21 protein-coding genes are annotated in these 20,687 nt (G+C 56.4%); 9 read left to right on the top strand and 12 right to left on the bottom strand.

The window, feature by feature from the left end; genetic code table 11:
* Nucleotides 1-30: 30 nt before the first annotated feature.
* From gss to IM291_RS13415, 6 genes are all read right to left on the bottom strand, one after another.
* A complete protein-coding gene (gss, locus tag IM291_RS13440) occupies nucleotides 31-1,893 on the bottom strand; it encodes a bifunctional glutathionylspermidine amidase/synthase (protein WP_192987089.1) in 1,863 nt (620 codons plus the stop codon).
* 116 nt (nucleotides 1,894-2,009) lie between these two features.
* Nucleotides 2,010-2,981 carry an ABC transporter ATP-binding protein gene (locus IM291_RS13435; RefSeq protein WP_192987087.1) on the bottom strand — a complete coding sequence of 324 codons (972 nt, stop codon included), beginning with the start codon at nucleotides 2,979-2,981 and terminating at the stop codon, nucleotides 2,010-2,012.
* Nucleotides 2,978-3,952: an ABC transporter ATP-binding protein gene (locus IM291_RS13430; protein ID WP_047367402.1), complete on the bottom strand. Its 975-nt coding sequence runs from the start codon at nucleotides 3,950-3,952 to the stop codon at nucleotides 2,978-2,980. The genes IM291_RS13435 and IM291_RS13430 overlap by 4 nt, the downstream gene beginning before the upstream one ends.
* A complete protein-coding gene (locus IM291_RS13425; protein WP_028014404.1) occupies nucleotides 3,945-4,790 on the bottom strand; it encodes an ABC transporter permease in 846 nt (281 codons plus the stop codon). The genes IM291_RS13430 and IM291_RS13425 overlap by 8 nt, the downstream gene beginning before the upstream one ends.
* 4 nt (nucleotides 4,791-4,794) lie before the next feature.
* Nucleotides 4,795-5,748 (bottom strand): ABC transporter permease, encoded by a 954-nt coding sequence (locus IM291_RS13420; RefSeq protein WP_028014405.1) that lies wholly within the window; start codon nucleotides 5,746-5,748, stop codon nucleotides 4,795-4,797.
* 44 nt (nucleotides 5,749-5,792) lie between these two features.
* Complete coding sequence (locus IM291_RS13415; RefSeq protein ID WP_045260792.1) at nucleotides 5,793-7,382, bottom strand: ABC transporter substrate-binding protein; 1,590 nt, start codon at nucleotides 7,380-7,382, stop codon at nucleotides 5,793-5,795.
* Nucleotides 7,383-7,627: 245 nt separating this feature from the next.
* On the opposite strand from IM291_RS13415, the gene yghU reads away from it, so the two are divergent.
* Both yghU and IM291_RS13405 read left to right on the top strand, forming a co-directional pair.
* Entirely contained in the window at nucleotides 7,628-8,494 is an 867-nt protein-coding gene (gene yghU / locus IM291_RS13410; RefSeq protein ID WP_028014407.1) for a glutathione-dependent disulfide-bond oxidoreductase, read from the top strand.
* Between the two features lie 158 nt (nucleotides 8,495-8,652).
* The gene (locus IM291_RS13405) at nucleotides 8,653-8,985 is read left to right on the top strand and encodes a glycine zipper domain-containing protein (protein WP_028014408.1); all 333 of its coding nucleotides are present in this window, start codon (nucleotides 8,653-8,655) and stop codon (nucleotides 8,983-8,985) included.
* A 49-nt stretch (nucleotides 8,986-9,034) separates the two neighbouring features.
* Here IM291_RS13405 and IM291_RS13400 read toward each other — a convergent pair whose 3' ends face one another.
* On the bottom strand, nucleotides 9,035-10,582 hold the full coding sequence (locus IM291_RS13400; protein ID WP_045260793.1) for a methyl-accepting chemotaxis protein: 1,548 nt from the start codon (nucleotides 10,580-10,582) through the stop codon (nucleotides 9,035-9,037).
* A 219-nt stretch (nucleotides 10,583-10,801) separates the two neighbouring features.
* On the opposite strand from IM291_RS13400, the gene IM291_RS13395 reads away from it, so the two are divergent.
* Nucleotides 10,802-11,842: an aldo/keto reductase gene (locus IM291_RS13395; protein WP_028014410.1), complete on the top strand. Its 1,041-nt coding sequence runs from the start codon at nucleotides 10,802-10,804 to the stop codon at nucleotides 11,840-11,842.
* 76 nt (nucleotides 11,843-11,918) lie between these two features.
* Here the strand turns inward: IM291_RS13395 and IM291_RS13390 are convergent, their stop codons facing one another.
* Both IM291_RS13390 and IM291_RS13385 read right to left on the bottom strand, forming a co-directional pair.
* Nucleotides 11,919-12,407, bottom strand: a complete 489-nt coding sequence (locus tag IM291_RS13390) for a TIGR00645 family protein (protein ID WP_003862473.1) — start codon at nucleotides 12,405-12,407, stop codon at nucleotides 11,919-11,921.
* Nucleotides 12,408-12,488: 81 nt separating this feature from the next.
* Nucleotides 12,489-12,992, bottom strand: a complete 504-nt coding sequence (locus IM291_RS13385) for an ESA_00282 family adhesion-associated protein (RefSeq protein ID WP_041908140.1) — start codon at nucleotides 12,990-12,992, stop codon at nucleotides 12,489-12,491.
* Between the two features lie 103 nt (nucleotides 12,993-13,095).
* Between IM291_RS13385 and IM291_RS13380 the strand changes: the two genes are divergently transcribed.
* Both IM291_RS13380 and IM291_RS13375 read left to right on the top strand, forming a co-directional pair.
* On the top strand, nucleotides 13,096-13,500 hold the full coding sequence (locus tag IM291_RS13380; protein WP_100170865.1) for a hypothetical protein: 405 nt from the start codon (nucleotides 13,096-13,098) through the stop codon (nucleotides 13,498-13,500).
* Between the two features lies 1 nt (nucleotide 13,501).
* Nucleotides 13,502-13,954, top strand: a complete 453-nt coding sequence (locus IM291_RS13375; protein WP_192971889.1) for a cytoplasmic protein — start codon at nucleotides 13,502-13,504, stop codon at nucleotides 13,952-13,954.
* A gap of 42 nt (nucleotides 13,955-13,996) precedes the next feature.
* Here the strand turns inward: IM291_RS13375 and exbD are convergent, their stop codons facing one another.
* Nucleotides 13,997-14,422 carry a TonB system transport protein ExbD gene (exbD, locus tag IM291_RS13370; protein WP_032643392.1) on the bottom strand — a complete coding sequence of 142 codons (426 nt, stop codon included), beginning with the start codon at nucleotides 14,420-14,422 and terminating at the stop codon, nucleotides 13,997-13,999.
* 4 nt (nucleotides 14,423-14,426) lie between these two features.
* Nucleotides 14,427-15,158 carry a tol-pal system-associated acyl-CoA thioesterase gene (gene exbB, locus IM291_RS13365; protein ID WP_028014417.1) on the bottom strand — a complete coding sequence of 244 codons (732 nt, stop codon included), beginning with the start codon at nucleotides 15,156-15,158 and terminating at the stop codon, nucleotides 14,427-14,429.
* Nucleotides 15,159-15,409: 251 nt separating this feature from the next.
* On the opposite strand from exbB, the gene metC reads away from it, so the two are divergent.
* Both metC and yghB read left to right on the top strand, forming a co-directional pair.
* Nucleotides 15,410-16,597: a cystathionine beta-lyase gene (gene metC / locus IM291_RS13360; protein WP_049000643.1), complete on the top strand. Its 1,188-nt coding sequence runs from the start codon at nucleotides 15,410-15,412 to the stop codon at nucleotides 16,595-16,597.
* 143 nt (nucleotides 16,598-16,740) lie between these two features.
* Entirely contained in the window at nucleotides 16,741-17,400 is a 660-nt protein-coding gene (gene yghB, locus IM291_RS13355; protein ID WP_028014419.1) for a DedA family general envelope maintenance protein YghB, read from the top strand.
* A 45-nt stretch (nucleotides 17,401-17,445) separates the two neighbouring features.
* Here yghB and IM291_RS13350 read toward each other — a convergent pair whose 3' ends face one another.
* Nucleotides 17,446-18,345, bottom strand: a complete 900-nt coding sequence (locus IM291_RS13350; protein WP_049138328.1) for an AraC family transcriptional regulator — start codon at nucleotides 18,343-18,345, stop codon at nucleotides 17,446-17,448.
* A gap of 195 nt (nucleotides 18,346-18,540) precedes the next feature.
* Between IM291_RS13350 and yqhD the strand changes: the two genes are divergently transcribed.
* Nucleotides 18,541-19,704: an alcohol dehydrogenase gene (yqhD, locus tag IM291_RS13345; RefSeq protein ID WP_192971892.1), complete on the top strand. Its 1,164-nt coding sequence runs from the start codon at nucleotides 18,541-18,543 to the stop codon at nucleotides 19,702-19,704.
* Nucleotides 19,705-19,809: 105 nt separating this feature from the next.
* Nucleotides 19,810-20,637, top strand: coding sequence for a 2,5-didehydrogluconate reductase DkgA (gene dkgA, locus IM291_RS13340; RefSeq protein ID WP_021242117.1), 828 nt, complete (start codon nucleotides 19,810-19,812; stop codon nucleotides 20,635-20,637).
* Nucleotides 20,638-20,687 lie beyond the last annotated feature (50 nt).

Raw genomic sequence — 20,687 nt, 5'->3', positions numbered from 1 at the left:
CTGCGGGGGCTTTTTTAGCGCAGATGCTCGTTACTTATCCTTCAGTACAATTAGCGGCTCGATATCGCTCTCTTTTTTCACCACCAGCGAGTCATCGCCGCGCAGGCAGGTCCCGCCGTAATTTCCGCCCACGGTAAAGGTACAGACCTGTATGTACTTGCCGTCGACGTTTGGCAGGCACCAGAGCTGCTGGTAGATATTTTTGCGGTCAACAAACTTGCCGCTGGATTTATCCAGCAGTTCGTCCTGGGCGCTGATCAGATCGATATTGCTGCCGCAGCGTCCGGCAATCGGCTTGACGGCATAGCCGGTCTGCTTCAGCAGGTCGTTAACCTCAAAATCGGTGTCGAGCAGGTAGCGGTGGTTCGGGAACAGCTGCCACAGTACCGGAAGAATCGCCTTGTTGCCGGGAATAACGGTCCACAGCGGTTCAAAGACCAGCACTTCCGGGCGCAGCAGAACATCAATCAGGCGCACTTCGCCCTCAGGATGCCCGGTGCGGATCGGCACGGCGGCGTATTCGGTTTCGCTGACCTCGCGGATCTGCTCTATCGCCGTCTCCCACGCCCAGGTTTTCCACACGCAGTTGACGTGGCGACCCTCGTCGTCAATCAGCTGCCCGGCAGCATCCCAGCTCAGGGCGCCAAGCCCGTGCAGAATTTTGGTTTCAAACCCGGCCTGCATCAGTGAGCGCTGGATAAAGAGCGCGTGATAGTCCTCTTCGACATCGTTGTCCTGCATGATGTGGACGAACGGCCGTGCGTGGCTGTGCTTCCATGCGCCGGTCAGCTCTTCAAGCAGCCCTTCCGCCGGGTTGTGCCCGTTGCCGCGATAGCCGTTTTTGACCCACTCTTCGAGGATCAACCCGCCTTCTGTGTGACAAGACGCGGAGTCGGCATTGTACTCGTAGACCTTAATCCCGCGCTCATCCATGCAGAAATCCATACGACCGGTGATCATATGGTGGCGGCGCCACTGCCAGGAGAGGCGCAGGCGCGGCCAGAGGATTTTCGGGATGTCGAACAGCGCCAGCAGGCTGTCGTCTTTCAGCACTTTGTCGGTGGCGTGCAGGTACATCAGATGCAGCTCGTTGGTGGCCTTGATCAGCTCCTGCTCGGCGCTTTCGGTAATGGTGAAGTACTGGCAGGGATCCTTGTTGATCACGTGGCCGTTGGCGCGGATATATGCCTGCTGCAGCGCGTCATTTTCGTTCAGCCATTTTCCGTCGAACTGACGTTTGTTTTTCAGCCGCGCGCCGCGGATTTTCAGCAGTTCACCGTCCGGTTCAGGCTGGGTAATGCTGTGCTCCGTGTCGTCCGTCTGGATCATCCAGCCGAGAATTTCGGTATCGCTGAAGGTGTCATGAAGGGTATAGCAGCCATTCTCCACGGTCATGCGCAGCTCGCGCGTCCACTGCTGTCCGAGCGGCAGCGGCGAGTGAATAACGTTCTGCTCCGCAATACGCACCTTATCGTCCAGAAGCTGGGTGATCACCGCAACGTGGCCGGTCTCATGAAACTCGCCGCCTTTTTGCCAGATCAGTAGCGCCCCGGCGCGCGGCGCGCGCTTCGAGCCGTTGGCAAAAGCCTGAAGGGGCAGAATGTTATCGTTCACCACCTGGCGCAAAAAGCGCAGGGAGAAGATTTCCCACGCCATGCCGACGTCGGTAAACACGAAGCCATAGTTGAGGAACAGGAAACGGCGGGCAAACTCAACGCACTGCCACTTGTGGCCCATGTATTCATTGCCGATATAGCTGCGAAAGTCCGCGTCTTCCGGGTAGTTACGCGGGTCCAGACTGCCGTAATTTGATGAGTAAATCGCCACGCCACCGGGCGCATAGCCTAACAACGTCCCGAATGGCGCATCACTGCTTAACTTTCCTTTACGCATGTATCCAACCTAAAACAGGCAGGCGGCAATTTTTTATGGGTTGTCGTCGTCTGCACGTTGTAATTAACCTGACAGAGGAGCGTTTATCATACACCTGCGCGACGCGTGAATAACATTTAAAACAGCCAGCATGCCGCGAAATGCCCTGGCGCAATCTCCTGCATCGCAGGCTCCTGCGTCTGACAAACCGGCATGGCGTGCGGGCAGCGGCTGCAGAACTTACAGCCCGACAGCGCGGACGTGGGGCCTGGAATGTCGCCGCGCAGGGTGGCGTCTTCCAGATTGCGGATGCGCGGATCGGGCTGGGGAACCGCCGCCAGCAGCGCGCGGGTGTAAGGGTGTGCCGGGCGCTGATACAGTTCATTCGCCGGGGCCACCTCTACCAGTTTGCCGAGATACATCACCCCAATGCGGCTGGAGATATGGCGCACCATGGAGAGATCGTGGGCGATAAACAGATAGGTTAGCCCCAACTCCTGCTGCAGGTCCTGCAAAATATTCACCACCTGCGCCTGCACCGATACGTCCAGCGCCGAGAGCGGCTCATCGCACAGCACAAATTCAGGATGCACGGACAACGCGCGGGCAATACTGATGCGCTGACGCTGCCCGCCGCTGAACTCATGCGGGAACCGTTCAAGATGTTCGTGCTTCAGCCCCACTTTGTAGAGCAGCGTTTCCGTACGTTCTCGCTGTTCTTCGCGGCTGTAGCCGTGGATCTGCATCGGTTCGGCCACCAGCTGTCGCACCGTCATACCGGGGTTGAGCGAGGAGTAAGGATCCTGAAAAATTGCCTGCATCCGCTTACGCAGCGGCTTGAGCTCTCTTTCGCGGGCGTGGGCGATTGCCTGTCCGGCAAAGTGGATCTCGCCAGAGGTAATATCGAAAAGGCGCAGTATGGCGCGCCCGAGGGTGGATTTTCCGCAGCCGGACTCCCCCACCAGGCCAAACGTCTCGCCGGGCTGGATATCAAAGCTCACGCCATCAACCGCCTTCACGGCCACGCCTTTACGCAGCAAACCGCCGTTGAGCGGATAGTGCTTGCGCAGATCGCGCACGCTCACTAATGGCGCCTGTTGTTCACTCATGCCTGAATCTCCTCGGCCCATAGCCAGCAGGCGGCGCGATGGCCCTCTCCGGCGGTGTAAAATGCGGGTTGCCGTTCACACTGGGGCATGCGCTTCGGGCAGCGTTCCGCAAATGGACAGCCCGGCGGCGGGTTAAGCAGGCCAGGCGGCGAACCTTCAATGGGCGATAAACGCTGATTCACCTCATCCGGGCGCGGCAGCGAGGCCAGCAGACCCTGGGTGTAAGGATGCGCAGGGCGATAAAAAATGTCCTCCACGCTCCCCTCCTCCATCACCAGGCCGCCGTACATCACCACCACGCGGCTGCAGACCTGTGCCACCACGCCGAGATCGTGGGTGATCAGCAAAATCGCGGTCCGGGTCTGCTGTTGCAGACTTTTCAGCAGGCGCAGGATCTGCGCCTGAATGGTCACGTCCAGCGCGGTGGTCGGCTCATCGGCAATAAGAAGCTTCGGATTGCAGGAGAGCGCAATAGCGATCATCACCCGCTGGCGCATCCCGCCGCTGAACTCGTGGGGATACTGGTCGTATCGGCGTTCCGCTTCAGCAATGCCCACCTGATCCAGCATGGCTATTGCTGCCGCTTTGGCCGCTTTTTTCGACAGTTTTTTATTTCGCACCAGGATCTCAGACATCTGCTTGCCGATAGTGAGCACCGGGTTCAGGGCGGTCATCGGATCCTGAAAAATCATCGCGATCTCGTTGCCGCGAATGGCACGCATCTGCGCGGGCGTTTTCTGCGCCAGGTCCTCATTCTGGAAGCGAATGCTGCCGCCGGTTATCCGTCCGTTGCTCCCCAGAAGCTGGATAATCGACTTACAGGTGACGCTTTTCCCGCAGCCCGACTCGCCGACGATACCGACGAGTTCCCCCGGCTGAACCTGAAAGCTCACGCCGCGCACCGCGTGAACCTCGCCCTCGCGGGTGCGGAACGTGGTTTGCAGGTTCTCAAGCGCTAATAAGTTACTCATCGCGATTTGCTCCCGGCTCAAAGGCGGTACGGAACACATCGCCCAGCACGTTAAAGCTGAACACCGTCAGCAGGATCAGAATGCCGGGGAACATCGCCAGCCACGACGCTTCGCCAATATAAGACTGGGCGTTGTTAAGCATGCTTCCCCATGATGCCGCCGGTGCCTGCACGCCCAGCCCTAAGAAGCTGAGCGTAGACTCCATCAGAATGGCCGAGGCGATATTCAGCGTGGCCGCCACGATAATGGTCGGCAGCACGCCGGGAATGATGTGGCGCACGATAATACGCAGCGGATGCGCTCCCGACGCGCGGGCATAAAGCACGTACTCGCGCTCTTTCACCGATAGGGTTTCAGCACGCACCAGACGCGACATGTTCATCCACGTCAGCAGGCTGATAATCAGAATGATGTTATCCACGCCCGGCTTGAGGTAAGCATTCACCACCAGCAGCAGGAAGAAGGCCGGAATGGCCATCAGGATATCCACGGCGCGCATCATCAGGTTATCCAGCCAGCCGCCAAAATAGCCGCTCACCGTTCCTACCACCGTGCCGATAAGCGTGGAAAAGAGCATGGCAAGAAAACCGACCATCAGGGAGATCTGGCCGCCGTACAGCGCGCGGGTAAAGTAGTCGCGCCCGTATTCGTCGGTGCCGAACCAGTGCGCGGCATCCGGCGGCAACGTGCGCGCGCCGAGCGCCATCCGATCTGGATCGTACGGACTTAACCCCGCACAGAGCGCGGCGACAACGAAAATAAAAAGCACAAACAGGGAGAACTGCGCCGGACGGTTGCGGCGCAGCTGGTGACGAACCTGCTGCCAGCGTCTGCTCATCCGGTTACCTCAGCGTACGAATGCGGGGATCGGCGAAGCGATAAAGCACGTCGGCGATCAGGTTACCGACGATCAGCATTATCGACGAGAGCATGATGATCGCCATAATCAGCGGGTAGTCCAGCGAGGCGATCGACTGGATCCCGAGCAGCCCCATCCCCGGCCAGGAGAAGACGCTTTCCGTCACATAGGCCCCCACAATCAGCTCACCGAACGACAATCCGAACAGGGTGATCACCGGCAGCAGCACGTTTTTCAGCACGTGGCGGAACAGAATGCTGGAACGCGTGGCGCCGTAGGCCAGCTGGGTCTGCACGTAGTCGGCCGAGAGCTGCGAGATGGTGTTGGAGCGGATGTAGCGTACGTAGCTGGAAAGATTATAAAACGTGAGCGCAATACACGGCAGCACGCCGTGGCGCAGCAGATCCAGCGCATTATCTTCCATGCCGATGGTGCGCATCCCCATGCTGGGGAACCAGTTAAGCTGCACGGCAAAAACGGTGATGAGCAAAATGCCGAACCAGAAAATCGGTACCGAGATGCCGATATAGGCAAACAGGTTCAACAGGTGATCCAGCCAGCGGTGCTTAAATGCCCCCGCCAGCAGCCCCAGCGGGATCGCCAGCACGATAGCCATCAGCAGCGACGCCCCCATCAGCCCCAGCGTGGCCGGAATGCGTTCGCCGATCATCTCCAGCACCGGGCGGTGGTAAATCAACGAATAGCCGAGATCGCCCTGCAGGACGCTTTTCAGCCACAGGACGTACTGCGTGACCAGCGGCTTATCCAGCCCCAGGCTCTGGCGAATTCGCTCAATATCTTCCGGCGCCATACGCGGCGTGATGTACGCGGCCACGGGGTCGCCGGGCGCGAGCTTGACCAGCAAAAACGCCACCAGCGAAATAAAGAAAAGCATCGGCAGCAGCTGCAGCAGCCGACGCGTGAGGAGTGTGTTCACGACGTGCCCTTAAAAGGCCCCGATCTTACGACCGGGGCAACAGCCTATTTTTGATAAATTTTTGACAGATCCTGGAACAGATAAACCGGCTTCGGCTCCGCTTCCTTCGTGCCGCCGAAGCGTTTATCCACGGCGACGGTCGCATTGGTGTAGGCGATCGGGTAGTAGGTCATCTCGTTCGCCACGGTCTGCTGAATTTGCTTGTAGATATCGGCACGTTTCGCGGCGTCGGTTTCCACCGCACCTTTATCCCACAGGGCATCAAACTGCGGATTTTTGTAGTGCGCGTAGTTATAGGCTTCGTTGCTCATGAACAGCGATTTGTAACCGTCCGGCTCTGCTCCCATAATGTAGCCGCCCAGGTTCAGTTCCCACGCGGTGTTGTTCATATCAAGACTGCGCTGAGACATGGCGTTGGAGTCCAGCGGCATCAGCTCCACGTTCACCCCAATGCCCTTCAGCGCCTGCTGAATGTAGAGCGCCATGCTCTCCTGGGTTTTGTTGGTGTTCACATACGCCAGGCGCAGCTTGAGGTTGTCCGGCGCGCCGGACGTCTTGAGCAGGTCTTTGGCTTTTTGCAGATCGAATTTGTACTGTTCAACGTCATCCGTCTTGTAAAGCGTATCTGGCGTCAGGAACGAGGTTGCCGGTTTAGCGTAGTCCAGCGAGGTAAACGCGGTCTGGGTTAGCTCGTCTTTGTTGATGGCGTACGCGATGGCCTGACGCAGCGCTTTGCTCTTCATCACCGCCACGTTCTGGTTGAACGTCATATAGGCCAGACGGCCTTCCGGATAGACCACGAAGTCAAATTTCCCGGTATTTTTCAGGCGGTTCACATCCTGCGGGTCAACCATCTTGAGGTTGATTTCACCGTTTTGCAGCGCCAGGTTGGCGGCGTTGCTGTCTTTGGCGAAACGGTAGGTGACGGAATCGAGCTTCGGTTTGCCGTTCCAGTAATCGTCGAAGCGCGTAAGGGCGTAATACTGACCGGCGCGATACTCTTTAAATTTGAACGGCCCGGAACCGACCGGCGCATCGTTTTTGGTGCTCTTTTCCAGGTCGCCTTCACCGGCGAACACGTGCTGCGGGATCGGGTAGATCTGCACCAGGGTGCCGGTAAAGGCCGCGCTGACCTGCGGTAAGGTGAACTTAACGGTGCGCTCATCAACCTTGCTCACTTCAACAGGCTTGCCGCCGTAGGTAAACATGCTGCGGAAGAAGCTGTGCTGTTTGGCATCCAGCAGCTTATTGAAGGTGAAGACCACGTCGTCCGCCGTCAGCGGCTGTCCGTCCTGCCATTTTAGGTTGGGTTTTAGCGTCAGGGTATAGCTCAGGTTGTCGGCAGAAGGCGTCAGGCTTTCCGCCAGGCCCCACTCAATGTTGCCGTTATTAAAGCTGTACAGCGGGGCATAAAGCGCCTGCATGATGGTTAATGTTGTGCGGTCGCTGGCGTAGAGCGGATTAACGGCTAACGGGTCGCCGGAGGTAATCCCGATAATGAGCGAACCGCCCTCTTTTGGCGCGTCGCTTTTTGCCGCCGCGGCCGAATTTGTCTCTTTATTTTTCGCATCATCACAGCCCGCCAGGCCTAATGCGAGCGAAACGACCACTGCCGATAACAGAAGCTTGCGCATCTCACTAACTCCTTGCCTTATAAAGTGTTTATTACTGCATCTTTTATTTATGTTGAAGCATCATATTCAGCTTTAGCGGTTTACGCATTAATTATGAAAATGCGATTTTCGATTAAGCTTATGCCGGATTTGATATATATAAGCAGCAGAAGGAATAGCGGTTAATTGCTTGCGCTCACAACGTTAAACGCTTCACAAATCTCCTGCTACACTGCCTCAACACATCACTAAAAAGGCAGGTCAACATGTCAGACAACACGTATCAGCCACCAAAAGTATGGGAATGGAAAAAGAACGGCGGCGGCGCGTTCGCCAACATCAACCGTCCAATTTCCGGCGCAACGCATGAAAAAGATCTTCCTGTCGGCTCTCACCCGCTGCAGCTCTACTCGCTGGGCACACCGAACGGCCAGAAGGTGACGATCATGCTCGAAGAGCTGCTGGCGCTGGGCGTGACGGGCGCGGAATACGATGCGTGGTTGATCCGCATCGGCGAGGGCGACCAGTTCTCCAGCGGGTTTGTAGACGTGAACCCGAACTCGAAAATACCGGCGCTGCGTGACCACTCCACGAACCCGCCAACGCGCGTATTTGAATCCGGCAATATCCTGCTCTATCTGGCGGAGAAATTCGGCCACTTCCTGCCGAAAGATCCGGCGGGACGCACCGAGACGCTGAACTGGCTGTTCTGGCTCCAGGGTGCGGCACCGTTCCTCGGCGGCGGCTTTGGCCACTTCTACAACTATGCGCCGGTAAAAATCGAGTACGCGATTGACCGCTTCACCATGGAAGCTAAGCGCCTGTTCGACGTGCTGGATAAACAGCTGGCGCGCGGTCGCTACGTGGCGGGCGAGGAGTACACCATCGCGGATATGGCGATCTGGCCTTGGTTCGGCTGCGTGGCGCTGGGCAGCGTCTATAACGCCGCCGAGTTCCTGGACGCGGAGAAGTACACTAACGTCCAGCGCTGGGCGAAGGACGTGGCGAACCGCCATGCGGTTAAGCGCGGTCGCATCGTTAACCGCACCAGCGGCGAGCTGAACGAGCAGCTCCACGAACGCCACGCGGCGAGCGACTTCGATACCAATACGGAAGACAAGCGTCAGGCGTAACGTTCCGCCGGGCGGCTCCCCGCCCGGCAGCCGCGATCCTTGCCCAGGGCATGATTAGCCTAAAGGTTGAGTGGCTATTGCTGGCACTATCTGGACGTTTTTCTCACCTCAGAATGAGAAACGCCGTATCAACTGACAGCAGTCACAAAGGATCTGTTATGAGACTTATTAAAACAACGCTGGTTATCAGCGCCCTCATTTTTTCCACCTCGGGAATGGCCATCGACAAAACCGCCGCCGGCGCGGTAGCAGGTGCTGCTATTGGCGCTGCCACGGGCAAAGATCTGAAATCAACCGTGGGCGGTGCCGTGGTTGGCGCAGGCACGGGTGCAATGTTCAAAAACGGCGAAAAAGGCAAAGACGCACGTAAGGGCGGTGCCGTGGGTGCCGTCGTTGGCGCGGGCGCGGCTGCGGTGACGGGCAATAGCGTGCTGAAAGGCGCGGCCGTGGGTGCCGGCACGGGCGCGCTGATTGGTGAAGCGACGCACTAACAGCATCGGGAAAAGAAAGAAGTAAGGCCGCATCAGGCGGCCTGTTGTGTTATGCCGTCAGGCGGAACTTTTGCACCGAGCGTTGAAGCTCTTCGGTCTGGCGTTCCAGCGCCGCGGCTGCCGCGGAAACTTCTTCGACCAGCGAGGCGTTCTGCTGGGTGACGCCGTCCATCTGCGTAATGGCAATCCCGACCTGCGAAATGCCCTTACTTTGCTCCTCAGAAGCCGACGCGATTTGCTTCATAATGGTCGTCACCTCCGTCACGTCGCGCAAAATCGCATCCATGGTGGTGCCCGTGTCGCTCACCAGCTGCGCACCCTGCTCGACGCGGGTCACGGAATCGGTAATCAGACCCTCAATTTCTTTTGCCGCATTGGCGCTTCGGCTTGCCAGGTTGCGGACTTCACCCGCCACCACGGCGAACCCACGCCCCTGCTCGCCCGCGCGCGCCGCTTCTACGGCCGCATTGAGCGCCAGAATATTGGTCTGGAAGGCAATGCTGTTGATGACGTTGGTGATTTCAGCAATTTTCTTCGAGCTTTCCGAAATACCGCTCATGGTGGTGACCACCTCTTCCACCAGCGACCCGCCGCGGCTGGCGGTGGTTGAGGCCACATCGGCAAGCTGGCTGGCCTGACGCGCGCTTTCGGCGTTCAGCTTCACGGTAGCGGTCAGCTGTTCCATGCTGGCCGCCGTCTCTTCCAGCGCGGCAGCCTGCTCTTCGGTACGGGAAGAGAGATCGTTGTTGCCGCTGGAGATCTCCGTCGCGCCGCGCCAGATATTCTCACTGCCGGAGCGAATGGTGCTGACCGCTTCACGCAGGCTGTCCTGCATGGCGCTCAGCAGCGGCACCAGCTGTCCCACGCAGTTGCGGCCGAAAGGCGCAATGGGCTGGCTGAGATCGCCCTGGGCAATCTGGCGGAACTGCTGGCGAATGCGCTCCAGCGGTTTGACCAGCATCGCCACCAGGTAGCGGTCGGTAAAGAGCAGGATCAGCAGGCCGATAATGGTGGCGACGATAATAACCGTGCGGGTCATGCTGGTCAGGCCGTCGACCACCATGCGGGTGCTGTCGAGCGTCTTCGCGGCGGCATTATTGAACTTCTCGGCGGCGGCACCGAACGCACGGCTTAGCGGCGGCGTAACGTTGTTGGCCTGCTGGCGGTAGCCGTCCAGGGTCGCCTGCTTCGCCTGCTCCATTTGCGGCGTCACGCCCTGTTCAAGCAGCGCCTGCCAGGCACCGATCACCTGTGCAGAGACCTGCTCATCCATTGGGCCAGGCGAGATCGCCTTCATTTCGGCCAGTTTCTTACCCATGTTGTCCAGCGCCTGTTGGGCAGAGGACAAATCCGGCGTGCCGCCAGCGGCTTTGACCTCCATGGCGCGGCTCAGACGGGTCACAAAGCGGAAATACTGATCGTTGCCCTGGCTGAGCACCATCATCTGTTTGACCAGCTGGCGATCGACTTCATTGCCGTCTGATACCCGTGACAGGGACCAGGTGCTGTACAGCCCGACGCCCGCCCACATTAAACAAAAAATCCCGAGGATCGTCAGCATGACGAAACGGATCGTGAAATTACGGAGCATATTCATAAGTCTTCCTTGCCGTGAGGGTGAATTCGCCCAGAGGCGAGTGCTACTCTCGTTATCGGCAGGGTGCAGGGAAATTATAACCTTTTGTGATTATTTTTAGTTAGCGTGGCTTCACAGGTCGCACAGCCACCGTTAACCCTTATCTTCGCACGACATGATGTGATAAGTTCAGAATGAAAACGACGTTTCAAAAAATCATCTATAAGAAAAGGAGACATCATGTCCTGGTACCCTGACGCTACCCGCTACGAGAATATGCAGTACCGCTACTGTGGCAAGAGCGGCCTGCGCCTGCCCGCGCTGTCGCTGGGCCTGTGGCATAGCTTCGGCCACGTTCAGCCCCTTGACTCCCAGCGCGCGCTGCTGCGTAAAGCCTTCGATCTCGGTATTACCCATTTCGATCTTGCCAACAACTACGGCCCGCCTGCGGGAAGCGCGGAAGAGAACTTTGGCCGCCTGCTGCGTGAGGACTTTGCCCGGTATCGCGACGAGCTGATTATCTCCACTAAAGCCGGTTACGACATGTGGCCAGGCCCGTACGGTTCAGGCGGCTCACGCAAGTATCTGCTCGCCAGTCTCGACCAGAGCCTGAAACGTATGGGCGTCGAATACGTGGATATTTTCTATTCCCACCGCGTGGATGAAAATACGCCAATGGAAGAGACGGCCTCCGCGCTGGCTCATGCTGTTCAGAGTGGGAAAGCGCTGTACGTGGGCATTTCCTCCTACTCTACCGAGCGCACACAAAAAATGGCCGCGCTGCTGCACGAGTGGAAGATCCCGCTGCTGATCCACCAGCCGTCCTATAACCTGCTTAACCGCTGGGTCGATAAAACCGGCTTGCTGGATACGCTGGAAGCAAACGGCACGGGGTGTATTGCCTTTACCCCGCTGGCGCAGGGTCTGCTGACCGGAAAATACCTGAACGGTATTCCGGAAGGTTCTCGTATGCAGCGCGAGGGGAACAAAGTGCGCGGCCTGACGCAGAAAATGCTGACGGAAGCTAACCTGAACAGTCTTCGTCTGCTTAATGAGATGGCGCAGGCGCGCGGGCAGACGATGGCGCAGATGGCGCTGAGCTGGCTGCTGAAAGATGCTCGCGTGACGTCAGTGCTGATTGGCGCGAGCCGCCCGGAACAGCTGGAGGAGAATGTTCAGGCGCTGGGTAATCTGCGCTTTACGGAAGATGAACTGACGCGGATTGACCAGCACGTGGCGGACGGGGAACTGAATTTGTGGCAGGCGTCGTCGGATAAATAGTGTGGTTCGATGCTTTCTCCCCTCACCCTAACCCTCTCCCCGGCAGAGGGTTAGGGTGAGGGGAGAAATGTGTACCTTATTTCTTACTGATCTTATCCAGATACCCCATCACAAACGCCGACAGCACAAACGTCAGGTGGATAATCACATACCACATCAGCTTATTATCCGGGACGTTTTTCGCGTCCATAAACACGCGTAACAGGTGGATAGAGGAGATTGCCACTATAGATGCCGCAACTTTATTCTTCAGCGACGAGGCGTCCATTTTCCCCAGCCAGCTGAGCTTTTCTTTATGCTCGGCGATATCAAGCTGAGAGACGAAGTTCTCATAACCGGAGAACATCACCATCACCAGTAAGCCGCCCACCAGCGTCATATCCACCAGCGACAGCAGAACCAGAATTAAATCGGCTTCCGCCACGGAGAAAATGTTAGGCAATACGTGGAAAATCTCCTGGAAGAACTTGATCGTCAGGGCGACCAGCGCCAGGGAAAGACCGAAATAGACGGGTGCGAGCAGCCAGCGAGAGGCATACATTGCGTTTTCAAAGAAGCGTTCCATAAAATCCTGTCTGCAAACGAAACCAGCGCTCAGTATATCTCAACGGCGCTGACTGTTTGCAAGAACTAACCAGTACGCCACTCAGACGTCGTCCGGGTTAACCTCAGGACGCGCATACTCCGGCCAGACCAGCACCACCAGCTCCGGGTAGGCTTCCAGGCTAAACTCGCGAAAACACTGGCGAAGGTTTAATACGTCCAGGTCTGAATACGAGACCTTCTCACCGTTAAGACAGCGCTTTTTGATGTTGTCGTAATATTTATAAACCGCTGAATTCAGATCGCTACAGCGACGCTGCGCCTCAAACAGACCGGGCGTGTCATTAATTTCCGACATTTTCATGCGCTTAATTGTCGCGTGTAAGAAGTCGATATATTCATGATTCACCCGCCAGTACCAGACAGGCGTAACGGAGTTCATCAAAACAGAGAAATGATCTTCTCCTTCCTCTTTTGTCATCAGTTCAGGTTGTGGCGGTTCACTGGTGTCTTTCGACACTTTCGTTTTATTGAACTCCTGCATCAATAAAAGCACACCAGCGGTCAGTAATAGTAATGTGATGACCGTAAAAAAGATGCTGTTCATGGGTTGGCTCCATTTTTTTTGATTTTAAAATTGCCTCATGATATTGTCAACGAATCTCACGCCTTTACCAACCCCACCCTGTTGAAATTAAAGGAAATTAAAAATGCTGCCCGACTATCTCGTCCCGGCTAAGTACCACATTACGCCTGTGGAACAGCAACCGACGGAAGAAGAAAAAAAGGCCAGTTTCACTCAGGGGAAAAGAAAGCTCTCTGATTTCGAGCCTGATATATTAATTGGCGTTTCTCACACTGGCAAATCCCGTAATATGCTGCTGGAAGAGCACGATCGCCATATAAAAGACCGCTTATTTCGCGCTATAAAAATTGAAGCCTTCGTCCACCTGCTGAATGACCTGCAGGCAGAAGGCGAAATAGATGCCCAGAAACTAAGTCAAATAATGGCTGAAAAAACGAAAGAAATAAATGAGGCCGGCAATGAAATTTGGCTTAATCTAATTACACGAGAAACAAACAACCCTATTTTTTATACCCTGGGGGAAGATTAACGTGAAAGAAGTTAAAGACAATAACGTTTATTTGACTTTAGATGATAAAAAAAGTGATGAATTTATCTTAAAGCAAAATATCGAGGCGCTAAGAAATGCAAAAAATGCCGAGATGACGCGTATTACACAAGACCTGGTATCGATCCCGGCAACGCTGGTGCGTCTGAAATGGCAGAATCGCCGCGAGATTTATCCGTTACAGGTTAAAGAAGAAATTTACGGCGCCGTGATGAACGCCATCATCGAGCAGCTTCCAGAACTGAAAGAGAAACTGCTGGGACGTCTTGAGGCCAACTATCAGTATCTGCTTGCCAGAGAAGTCGCCACCCTGCGCCTGACGCGCAAACTGTCAGCCGGTGAGTACCGTACGTCAAACGTCACCTGCGTTGCGCTCGATGAGGACGCGCTGACCACCACCCCCTCTACCGCACCGACGGACAGCAAAAACGCATAAACCGACAGGCATAAAAAAAGCCGGCTTTCGCCAGCTTCTTTATCACTTCGAGGCCGCTTTCTCTTCCCCGACCAGCCCAATCTTCAGATAACCCGCCTGATGCAGCGTGTCCATTACCTTCATCATGGTTTCATAGTCGACGGTTTTGTCCGCCCGGAAGAAGACGGTGGTGTCCTTCTTGCCGCCGGTCAGCTGGTCCAGCGCCGGAATAACGGAGGCATCCGTCACAGGGTCGTTCCCCAAGAACATGGATTTATCCGCTTTCACCGACAAATAAATTGGCTTTTCCGGACGCGGCTGCGGCTGGCTGGAGGAGGCAGGCAGATTCACCTTCACGTCGACCGTCGCCAGGGGTGCTGCCACCATGAAGATAATCAGCAGCACCAGCATGACGTCGATAAACGGCGTCACGTTGATTTCGTGCATTTCGCCGTTATCGTCCAGATTTTCGTTTAGACGCATTGCCATACAATCAACCTACGCGCAGTTTAGACGCCGCATGCACCGGCTTCACGGCGCTGGCATTCAGGTCGAGATCGCGGCTTTGCAGCAGCAGAACCTGAGCGGCAACGTCGCCGAGCGTGGCTTTGTAGTTGCCGATCATACGCGCGAAAATGTTGTAGATAACCACCGCCGGAATTGCCGCGACCAGACCGATTGCCGTCGCTAGCAGCGCTTCCGCGATACCCGGGGCCACTACCGCCAGGTTGGTGGTTTGGGTCTGAGCAATGCCGATAAAGCTGTTCATGATGCCCCAGACCGTACCGAAAAGACCGATGAACGGTGAAATCGCGCCGATGGTCGCCAGATACCCATTGCCGCGTCCCATGTGTCGGCCAACGGCCGCAACGCGACGCTCCAGACGGAAACCGGTACGCTCTTTAATACCTTCGTTATCTTCACTGCCGGCGGAGAGTTCCAGCTCGTTCTGAGCTTCATTCACTAACAGGGTGGTCAGGCTTTTCGGGTGGAAGGATGAGGTCATCTCAGAAGCCTGATCCAGAGAGCGGGCTTCTGCCAGCTGCTGCTGTTCCCGCTTGAGGCGACGCTTCTGCGAAAGCAGCTCGGCGCTTTTGCTGAAGAAGATAGCCCAGGTGACAACGGACGCCAGAATCAGGCCGATCATCACAATCTTAACCACGATGTCAGCATGATGATACATGCCCCAAACGGAGAGATCCGTCTGCATCAAATTATTACCCACTCTGTATCTCCAGGACGCAAATCACAAAATCTGAACGTAATAATATCAAAAAGCCGTCGAATTGATAGTCGTTCTCATTAGTATTTACATGGTGCCGTAATTTTCGCTCAGTTTCCTTGCGCTTACGCAGTAAAAATTTCTTATGCGCTTTTTTGCTAATATTTTCTGCTTATTCGATAAGCATGCGGGTGCAGTTTTTTACAATCGTGGTAGTCTGGACGTCCAGACGTATAAAAACAGGGTTAGCGAACATGACCAAGAAGCATCTTGATACCACGCTGGTGCAGGCGGGACGCAGCAAGAAATACACTCAGGGATCGGTCAACAGCGTGATTCAACGCGCCTCCTCGCTGGTGTTTGATACCGTTGAGGAGAAAAAAATCGCCACGCGTAACCGCGCAAAAGGTGGGCTGTTCTACGGTCGCCGCGGAACGCTAACCCATTTTTCGCTGCAGGAAGCGATGTGCGAGCTGGAGGGGGGCGCGGGCTGCGCGTTGTTCCCGTGCGGTGCGGCGGCGGTCGCCAACACCATTCTGGCGTTTGTCGAACAGGGCGACCATATCCTGATGACCAACACCGCCTATGAACCCAGCCAGGATTTCTGCACCAAAATTCTCAGCAAGCTCGGCGTGACCACCAGCTGGTTTGACCCGCTGATTGGTGAAGGCATTGCTGAACTTATCCAGCCAAACACGCGCATTGTGTTCCTGGAATCTCCCGGCTCCATCACCATGGAAGTGCACGACGTTCCGGCTATCGTGAAGGCCGTGCGCAGCAAAGCGCCAGAGGCGATTATCATGATCGACAACACCTGGGCGGCAGGTGTGCTGTTTAAGGCGCTGGAATTCGATATTGATATCTCGATTCAGGCGGCAACGAAATACCTGATTGGGCACTCTGACGGGATGATTGGCACCGCGGTTTCCAACGCGCGCTGCTGGGACCAGCTGCGGGAAAATGCCTACCTGATGGGCCAGATGGTGGATGCAGACACGGCATACATGACCAGCCGGGGCATTCGTACGCTCGGCGTGCGTCTGCGTCAGCATCATGAAAGTAGCCTGAAAATCGCTGAATGGCTGGCGCAGCATCCGCAGGTTGAGCGCGTGAACCATCCGGCGCTTCCGGGTAGTAAAGGCCATGAGTTCTGGCAACGTGACTTTACGGGCAGCAGCGGGCTGTTCTCGTTTGTGCTTAAAAAACGGCTGAGTAATGACGAACTGGCAAGCTATCTGGATAATTTTACCCTCTTCAGCATGGCCTACTCCTGGGGCGGTTTTGAATCTCTGATCCTGCCGAATCAGCCGGAGCAGATCGGGGCCCTGCGCCCCGGCGGAGAAGTGGACTTCAGCGGCACCCTCATTAGATTGCATATCGGTTTAGAAAATGTGGACGATTTAATTGCGGATTTATCTGCAGGCTTTGAACGTATCGTGTAGAGTGCGGGCTGAAAATGTACTCCCCGGACGCTTTTGTGAACACTGCATGCAGAAAAGTCTGCATGAGTTGCGCCTGCGATCAATCCCGACAGGTGAAATTGGGAGTACAATAGCGTTATCTCTGCTGTTCCACAGGAAAGTCCATGGCTGTTATTCAAGATATTATCGCGGCGCTCTGGCAACATGATTTTGCCGCCCTGGCGGATCCCCACGTTGTAGGCGTCGTCTATTTCGTGATGTTCGCGACGCTGTTTCTGGAAAATGGATTACTGCCAGCCTCGTTTTTACCCGGTGACAGTTTGCTTTTGCTTGCCGGGGCGCTGATCGGCAAAGGCGTCATGGACTTTACGCCAACGATGGTTATCCTTACCTCCGCCGCGAGCCTGGGCTGCTGGCTGAGCTATCTGCAGGGCCGCTGGCTGGGGAACACGCGCGTGGTGAAGGGCTGGCTGGCGCAGTTACCGCATAAATACCACCAGCGTGCGACCTGCATGTTTGACCGCCACGGCCTGCTGGCGCTGCTCGCCGGGCGTTTCCTGGCGTTTGTTCGCACCCTTCTGCCCACCATGGCGGGTATTTCCGGGTTGTCTAACCGCCGCTTCCAGTTCTTCAACTGGCTGAGCGCCCTGCTGTGGGTTGGCGTGGTCACCACCCTCGGCTACGCGCTGAACATGATCCCCTTTGTGAAGCACCATGAAGATCAGGTGATGACCTTCCTGATGATCCTGCCGATATTCCTGCTGGTTGCTGGGCTGGTGGGTACCATTGCGGTGGTGATTAAGAAAAAGTATTGCAGTGCATAAACAAAAGCCGGGTGGCGCTACCGCTTACCCGGCCTACGTTTCCCCTCAGGCGCCCTGCATCGTTCTTATACGTGACGCATCTTCTCCCGGCGTGACGCCGAAATAGCGCTTAAACTCCCGACTGAACTGCGACGCACTTTCATAGCCGACGCGCATGGCCGCCGCGCTGGCCTTCATGCCGTCGTGGATCATCAGCATCCGTGCTTTATGCAAACGGTAGGTTTTGAGGTACTGCAGCGGCGAGGTGCTGGTCACCGACTTAAAGTTGTGGTGAAACGCCGAAACGCTCATGTTCGCTTCCGCCGCCAGCTGGTCAACGCTGAGGTTCTCCGTGTACTGGCTTTCAATACGCTTGAGCACGCGGCTGATCAGGCTGAAGTGGGTCTGTCGGCTCACCAGCGCAAGTAACGCCCCGCCGCCCGGCCCCAGCAGCACGTGATAAAGAATTTCGCGGATAATCTGCTTGCCGAGGATACGCGCGTCCAGCGGCCTTTCCATGACGTCCAGCAGGCGCTCAATGGCGCAGAGGATCTCTTCCGACAGCGTCGCCGAGTTAATCCCGCTGGAGGCCATCGACGGCTGGAAAAGCTCGTCTTCGCCAATCTCCATCAGCAGCTCCTGCAGCTGAAGAATATCGACGTTGACGCGAATACCCGCCAGCGGGACCGACTCTGTCGCGAAGGTTTCACATTCGAAGGGTAAAGGTACCGTCAGGAGCAGATATTCATTGGTGTCGTAGCGGAACACCCGCTCGTTGATATAGCCAATCTTATGGCCTGAAAAGAGAAAAACGATGCCCGGCTGGTACATCACCGGCGTGCGCGTCCCGGGCTGCGTGCCGTAGAGCAGGCGAATGTCCGGCAGCAGGTCGCTAACATTATTTTCTTTATCTATCAGCATTTTAATCTGCGAGGTAAGCTGAAGGCAGATCGCTTCACGGTTCATTTTACGTTACTCCGGGTACGGTTTCCGACCCTCACAGTCTGCGCATTTTTACGAAGTTTCTCCAGCGCTCTGTAGAAATGGGCAAGACATCGGCAGGAATGTGCATTGAGAGCCTGGCCCCGGACGGCCACAATGAGCAGCATCAGGTAGCCATCAGCGCCACCACGGTTTTTCACCCACTAAAGGGAACGAGCAATGAACAACTTTAATCTTCACACCCCAACCCGCATTCTGTTTGGTAAAGACGCTATCGCCGACCTGCGCGCGCAGATCCCTGCTGACGCCCGCGTGCTGATCACTTACGGTGGCGGCAGCGTGAAAAAAACCGGCGTGCTGGATCAAGTTTACAGCGCTCTGGACGGACTGGACGTGCGTGAGTTCGGCGGCATTGAGCCAAACCCGTCTTACGAAACGCTGATGAACGCGGTGAAAATCGCCCGCGAAGAAAACATCACCTTCCTGCTGGCGGTCGGCGGCGGCTCCGTGCTGGACGGCACTAAATTCATCGCGGCGGCAGCGCACTACGCTGATGGCATCGATCCGTGGCACATCCTCGAAACCCGCGGCAGCGACATTAAAAGCGCGATCCCGATGGGATCCGTATTGACCCTGCCAGCGACGGGTTCTGAATCCAACAAGGGCGCGGTGATCTCCCGTAAAACTACCGGTGATAAGCAGGCCTTCATGAACGAACACGTTCAGCCTGTCTTCGCCATTTTGGATCCGGTTTACACCTACACCCTGCCCGCACGTCAGGTGGCGAACGGCGTGGTCGACGCCTTTGTACACACCGTCGAGCAGTACGTGACCTACCCTGTTAATGCCAAAATTCAGGATCGCTTCGCGGAAGGCATTCTGCTCACGCTGATTGAAGACGGCCCGAAAGCGCTGAAAGAGCCGGAAAACTACGACGTGCGTGCCAACGTCATGTGGGCCGCGACGCAGGCGCTGAACGGCCTGATCGGCGCTGGCGTGCCGCAGGACTGGGCAACCCATATGCTGGGCCACGAGCTGACGGCGATGCACGGCCTGGACCACGCCCAGACGCTGGCCGTTGTGCTGCCTGCGCTGTGGAACGAAAAACGGGATACCAAGCGCGCCAAACTGCTGCAGTACGCCGAGCGCGTGTGGAACATCACCGAGGGTTCTGACGATGCGCGTATTGATGCCGCCATTGCAGCGACCCGTAACTTCTTTGAAAGCCTGGGCGTGCCAACGCGTCTGTCTGGCTACGGCCTGGACGGCAGCTCCATCCCTGCCCTGCTGGTAAAACTCGAAGAGCACGGCATGACCCATCTGGGCGAGCATGGAGACATTACGCTGGACGTCAGCCGTCGAATCTACGAAGCGGCACGCTAAGCGTTTTTGGCATCCTGACTTTCGTTTTTTGACATTTCGTCCAGACTTAATGCACACCCCATCGCCGGAGTCCCCCTCCGGCGATGCGCACCTGAAGGAGGAAAAATGGCAAACCAAACCGTAATCAAGCTGCAGGACGGCAACGTGATGCCCCAGCTGGGGCTAGGTGTATGGAAAGCCGGTAACGACGAGGTCGTCTCCGCCATTCATAAAGCACTCGAAGTCGGCTATCGGTCGATTGATACCGCCGCCGCGTACAAAAACGAGGACGGCGTGGGGACCGCGCTGGCCAGCGCCGGCGTCCCTCGCGATGAGCTGTTCATCACCACTAAACTGTGGAACGACGATCAAAAGCGCCCCCGCGAAGCGTTGCAGGAGAGCCTGGAGAAACTCCAGCTTGATTTCGTCGATCTGTACCTGATGCACTGGCCGGTTCCGGCCATCGACCATTACGTTGACGCCTGGAAAGGGATGATTGAACTGCAGAAAGAGGGGCTGGTGAAAAGCATCGGCGTCTGTAACTTCCAGGTGCATCACCTGCAGCGCCTGATTGACGAAACGGGCGTCGCTCCGGTGATTAACCAGATCGAGCTGCACCCGCTGCTGCAGCAGCGTCAGCTTCACGCCTGGAACGCCACCCACAAGATCCAGACCGAGTCCTGGAGCCCGCTGGCGCAGGGTGGTGAAGGCGTGTTCGATCAGAAAATCATCCGCGACCTGGCGGATAAATACGGCAAAACCCCGGCGCAGATCGTCATTCGCTGGCATCTGGACAACGGCCTGGTGGTGATCCCGAAATCGGTCACGCCGTCGCGCATTGCCGAGAACTTCGACGTCTGGGATTTCCGACTGGACAAAGACGAGCTGGGTGAAATTGCGAAGCTGGATAAAGGTAAGCGGCTTGGGCCGGACCCGGATCAGTTTGGCGGTTAATCGCGTTAAAACGCCGGGTGGCGGCTTCGCCTTACCCGACCTACAAAAAA

The sequence above is a fragment of the Enterobacter cloacae complex sp. P27C genome (assembly GCF_014895705.1).
In the GTDB taxonomy this organism is placed as follows: domain Bacteria; phylum Pseudomonadota; class Gammaproteobacteria; order Enterobacterales; family Enterobacteriaceae; genus Enterobacter; species Enterobacter bugandensis.
The sequence above is the reverse complement of the archived record's forward strand: the minus strand, read 5'-3'. Positions and strand labels throughout refer to the sequence as shown.